Genomic DNA, 5,346 nt, shown 5'->3' on the forward strand with positions numbered 1-5,346 from the left:
CAAACGTTGCACTTGATTGGCAACTAGATTTATTTGGTCGCATAACGGCGTTGGTTGATGCTGCAAATGCATCGGCCATGAGCCAAGCAGAGCAAGTACGTTTACTGCAAATTGAAGTAGTATCGTCAGTTGTTAAAGGCTTTGTAAGTTATCAAGGCAATGTTGAAAAACAACACATTGTAGCACTTCAAATTGAAGCGCTTGAGCAAAGTATTGACGTTCTTCAAGCCCGTGTTGACGAAGGCGTCGCAAACGAGCTTGATTTAAACCGTACGATGGCGCAGCTTAGGCAGCAACAAGCACTAATGCCTGCTATTGAATATGCAAAATACAGCGATTTATCTGCACTTGCAGTTCTAAGCGGTAAGTTAACGCAAAATATTGCTATTGAAAACGAGCAAGGCGTGCTGGAACGTGACTTTAGCGTCGCACTAAAAAACGCTAATAATGCCATTGCCTTACGTCCAGATATTAGCCGTGCACTGTTTGACTTTAGCCAAGCAAATAGTTTAAGTGTTGCAGCGAGCAAAGCGTTATTACCCGATATTAGCTTATCTGCATTTGCAGGGGTTGTGAGTATAGATAGCACAGGCTTAAAAAATACCGATCAACAGTGGCAAGTAGCGCCGCAGTTACAATGGTCGTTATTAAGCTACCCAGCATTATTAGCACAGCGCGACGCGCAGCAGTTTTTAAGTGAAGCCGCTTACAGCGATTATCAACAAGTGGTATTAACTGCACTAAGTGAAAGTGAACTTTCATTGCAATTGTTGGTTAATCAGACGCAGCAAAAACGCTTTGCAGATGAGCGCTATGACTTTGCTAATAAAGCATTTTTACAAGCACAAGCAATGTACGAAGAAGGTCAAATTCCTTATCTTGAGTTGTTAGATGCGCGCCAGGATGTTTTAATAGCACAAGAAAATGCTGTTGAAACAACAATTTCTTCACTGCTTGCCAAAGTAAATGCTTACCAGTCATTTAATGGCCAATGGAGTTATGCGTTAAACGACACTAATAAGTAGAGTTATATTGATGCCAAATACTGAAAATTTACATGAATACATTATCCCGCATACGATGCGCGCTATTGTACTGCCAGAACCAAATGAAGCAATTGACTTAGCAGATGCTGAGCTGCCTGTTCCAGACTGTGCAGATAACGAGCTGCTTGTAAAAGTAGAGTACGTTGGTTTAAATCCAGTTGATGGTCAATTTGCTAAAACAGGCTTTTGTAAGTGGCAGTATCCACACATTTTAGGCTTAGATGCTGTAGGTGTTGTGGTTAAAGCTAATAAAGGTGTGTTTCCAAATGTTGGCGAGCGGGTTATGTGGCATGCCAACATTGGTGAGCAAGGTGCTTTGAGCGAATACACCAAAGTGCCTAACTTTGCAGTGTCGGTTGTGCCAAGCGGTTTAAATCCGGCCATTGCAGCAACACTCCCATGCTCCGGTATGGCAGCACTTATCAGCTTAGATAAAATAGGCATTAGTGAAGGCGATACTATTTTTATTGAAGGCGGAGCCGGAGCGGTAGGGCAGTTTGCTATTCAATATGCAAAACAGCGTGGCGCAGATGTATTTACCACTGCATCAAAGCGTAACCATAAATTGGTTAAGCAGCTAGGCGCTGATGTGGTTTTTGACTATAGCGATAAAAAGCTATGCGAAAAAATCCGCAGAGAACTTGGCCCGCAAGGCTTTGATGCGGTTATTGATACGATAGGTGGTGAGTGTACTCAGCGTAATATTGAGTTAATGCGTTTTTGCGGACGTATTGCCTGCTTAAATCCGCTACCTTGTTTTGATCAAGACTTAATGTATCACCGAGCGCCCAATATTAGCGTTGTATCGATTGGTGGTGCATGGCTTGCTAATAGTTTATGTGCACAACAACGCTTGAGCTTTATGGGCAACCTGTTACTTGAAGGGGCTGTTAGTGGCGACATTAAACACCCAGAAATAACGCCCGTAGACTTTAGTGCTGAGTCAGTATCGCAAGCGCTTAATAAACAACTTGCTGGTGGTTTTACCGGCAAGCAAATTGTTAAAGTTGCTAACTGAAGCGCTTATACAATTTGATTTAAATTTAAGTAGTTTTAGCTAGATTAACTGATAATGTAGCCTCTACAAATTGAATAAAAACGTAGCCTATTTGTGCTGCGTTTTTTTATGCCCATAAAAAAATAGATACAGCGCTAGCGCTTTTGCTGTTTTATTCATCATTTTAGTCAAAATACTTTTTTTCAGCGTACAACTGTAAGCCTTTGTGTTTCAACAGTTTACGTTCAGGTAAAGAAAATAAATTGAAAAAACTGTTAATTAATTGAATAGAGTAATTGATCTAAACGATTTTTTATGACGTAATGTAGGTATTATTTAGCTGGTCGGATGAGTTCAATCATGAGTTTACGTACAAAACTAAAAAAAGTATTACCAAGTATTTCTATCACAGAACAAGAAGCGCTAGACGCGGGTGATGTATGGCTTGAAGGTTCTATCTACCAAGGTAAACCTGATTTCAGTGCACTTCGCGACGTACCTGCTGCTACATTAAGCGCAGACGAGCAAGCATTCTTAGACGGTCCAGTAAAAGAACTACTGGGCATGATTGATGATTCAGTGATTCAAAACGGCATTCATTTACCAAATGACATCTTAGAATTTTTGAAAAAAGAGCGTTTTTTCTCGCTTATCATTCCTAAGTCGTTTGGTGGTTTAGAGTTTAGCCCTTATGCAAACTCTACCATTGTTGGCACAATTGCGACTAAAAGCTCAGCAGTTGCGGTAACCGTAATGGTTCCTAACTCGCTAGGGCCAGGTGAGTTATTACTTCACTTTGGTACGCAAGAACAACAAGCACATTACTTACCACGCCTAGCAAATGGTACAGATATTCCATGTTTTGCATTAACAAGCCCAGAAGCGGGTTCTGATGCAGGTGGTATTCCTGATGTTGGTAAAGTAACTAAAGGTATGTACAACGGCGAAGAAGTCCTTGGTTTAGAAATTACCTGGGACAAGCGCTACATTACACTTGCGCCTATTGCTACCGTACTTGGTTTAGCATTTAAAGTAGTTGACCCTGATGGTCTGCTAGGTGGTAAAGAAAACCTAGGCATTACCTGTGCACTTATTCCTAAAGAGCACCCAGGTGTAGAGCTTGGTAATCGCCACGACCCAATGGGTATTCGTTTTTACAACGGTACTACACGTGGTAACAAAGTATTTGTACCAATGGATTTTGTTATTGGTGGACAGAAAAACATCGGCCGTGGTTGGCAAATGCTGGTTAGCTGTTTAGGTGCTGGCCGTGGTATTTCATTACCTGCGCTAGGTGTTAGTACAGCACAAGTTGCATTTAAATCAGCATCTGAATATGCAGCAGTGCGTGAACAGTTTGGTTTAGCCATTGGCCAGTTTGAAGGTATTCAAGAAAAACTAGCTGACATTGCAGGTAAAACATACCTACAAGAAGCAATGCGCGTACTTACAACTGAAGGCTTAGGCATGGGCTTAAAACCATCAGTTGTTACAGCAATCGCTAAATACCATATGACAGAGCTTGGTCGCGACGTACTTGATTCAGCAATGGATATTCAAGCGGGTAAAGCGATTCAAAACGGTCCACAAAATACATTAGCAAGTGGTTATGTTGCTCAGCCGATTGCCATTACGGTAGAAGGCGCGAACATTCTTACACGTAACCTAATGATCTTTGGTCAAGGTGTTATGCGTTGTCACCCATATTTACAATCTATGGTTGAGTCAATTCACAGTGAAGACAAAGGCGCAGATAAAGAATTTAACGGCATTTTACGTAAAACAATTGGCTACAGCACAGCAAACAGCTTACGTGCTTTCCGCCTTGGTGTTTTACCATTTACAGCAAGTGCTAATTCTGAATTACCAGAAGTACGTGACTACGAAAAAGCAGTACATAAATTATCTGCAAAACTTGCAGTGTACGCAGACTTTTCGTTACTTGTACTTGGTGGTAAGTTAAAACAAGCAGAAATGCTATCGGCACGTTTAGGTGATGTAATGAGCTTCTTATATGCAGCTATGGCATCAATTAAATACTACGAGCAAAAAGTATCAAGTAGTGACCGTGAGCAAGCAGCGCCGTATTTCCATTACGCGACTCGTTTTGCACTACAAAGTGCTGAAGAAGCATTGCATAAGTTTTTAGATAACTTCCCTGCAAGTGGTACACGTAAGTTTATTCGTTTCATTACAATGAACTACTCAACTAAAATGCCAAAAATTAGCGACGATTTAATCCGCGAACTAGCTAAGCAAGCTCAGCTAGATACCGCATTTAAAGCGCAAATCACGCATTTAGTTAAACCAGTAGTGGGCGATGGCCATCATATTAATGAGCAAGCTTACAAAGCTAAAATGGCATCACTTGGCGAGCTGGCTAAAGTTAAAAAAGCACTACGTGCTAAAGTAATTAAACCAGGTGCACGTTTTAACATTACACTTGATAACGCACTAGCGGCAAACGTAATTACCCAAGCTGAACACGTTCAGTTAATTGATTACAACATCAAACGTGAAAAGGCGATTCGTGTAGATGAGTTCGATTTTGATATGAATATACTAGACGATAACGCACAGCCAATTAACCCGCTTAAAAGCGTAGTTAATCAGTAAGTTAAAGTAATTAAATTCAATGATGCAAAGCGCCCGCAGTATCGGCGCTTTTATTGTTGAGTAAAGAATTAGTGTGGGGCCCCGCTTGTGTGAAAACAAGCGGGGCTTTTTTATGTGTTATTTAAAGTAGAAATAGATGACGGTATTGGTTTGAAAGTGAATATGTATCTGTAGAGGATTAAAAAGAGACGCTTATAATCTTGAAAAAGGGCTAACAACCCCGTTAGCACCTTGCTGTAGTACATGGGTAGCATACCCACTGAATTAAAACGTTGAACATTTTAGCGTTCTAAATAGCTCATTAACTGCGTTAAAAACTTCTCATATAGATAAACTATATAACCAAGTTTTTGCCTTGTTATTGAGCTATTTATCTATCGCTATAATTGCTCACTAATTCAATACAGCGGGTATTATTTGTGTTGTACGCACATCGCTGTGACCTAGCTGTGTTTGTAATGTGCGGGTATCAGCGCCACTTTGCAGTAGATGAGTAGCAAAAGAGTGTCTCAATGTATGAGGTGTTATTATTTTTGTTAACCCTGATTTTTGGACGGCTTTTTTAGCCTCTTTTCTAATACAAGAGTGATGAAAATGATGTCGTCTTATTTCACCACTTTGAGGATCTGAACTTAATATATGAGAAGGAAATAAATACTGCCACGCAAGCGATTTTGCGGCACTTGG

At 40.6% G+C, this 5,346-nt stretch carries 4 protein-coding genes; 3 read left to right on the plus strand and 1 reads right to left on the minus strand.

The window, feature by feature from the left end:
- The 3 genes from H5072_RS10970 to H5072_RS10980 form a co-directional block, all read left to right on the plus strand.
- Positions 1 to 1,025, plus strand: a 1,025-nt coding sequence (locus tag H5072_RS10970; RefSeq protein ID WP_182693542.1) for a TolC family protein, incomplete at its 5' end; no start/stop codon positions are given.
- A gap of 10 nt (positions 1,026 to 1,035) precedes the next feature.
- A complete protein-coding gene (locus H5072_RS10975; protein ID WP_182693543.1) occupies positions 1,036 to 2,064 on the plus strand; it encodes a zinc-binding dehydrogenase in 1,029 nt (342 codons plus the stop codon).
- A 339-nt stretch (positions 2,065 to 2,403) separates the two neighbouring features.
- Complete coding sequence (locus H5072_RS10980) at positions 2,404 to 4,659, plus strand: acyl-CoA dehydrogenase (protein ID WP_149603631.1); 2,256 nt, start codon at positions 2,404 to 2,406, stop codon at positions 4,657 to 4,659.
- 393 nt (positions 4,660 to 5,052) lie between these two features.
- Here the strand turns inward: H5072_RS10980 and H5072_RS10985 are convergent.
- On the minus strand, positions 5,053 to 5,346 hold a 294-nt coding region (locus tag H5072_RS10985), incomplete at its 5' end, for a tyrosine-type recombinase/integrase (RefSeq protein WP_182693544.1).

The organism is Pseudoalteromonas sp. SR45-5, from assembly GCF_014163565.1.
Taxonomy (GTDB): Bacteria; Pseudomonadota; Gammaproteobacteria; order Enterobacterales; family Alteromonadaceae; genus Pseudoalteromonas; species Pseudoalteromonas distincta.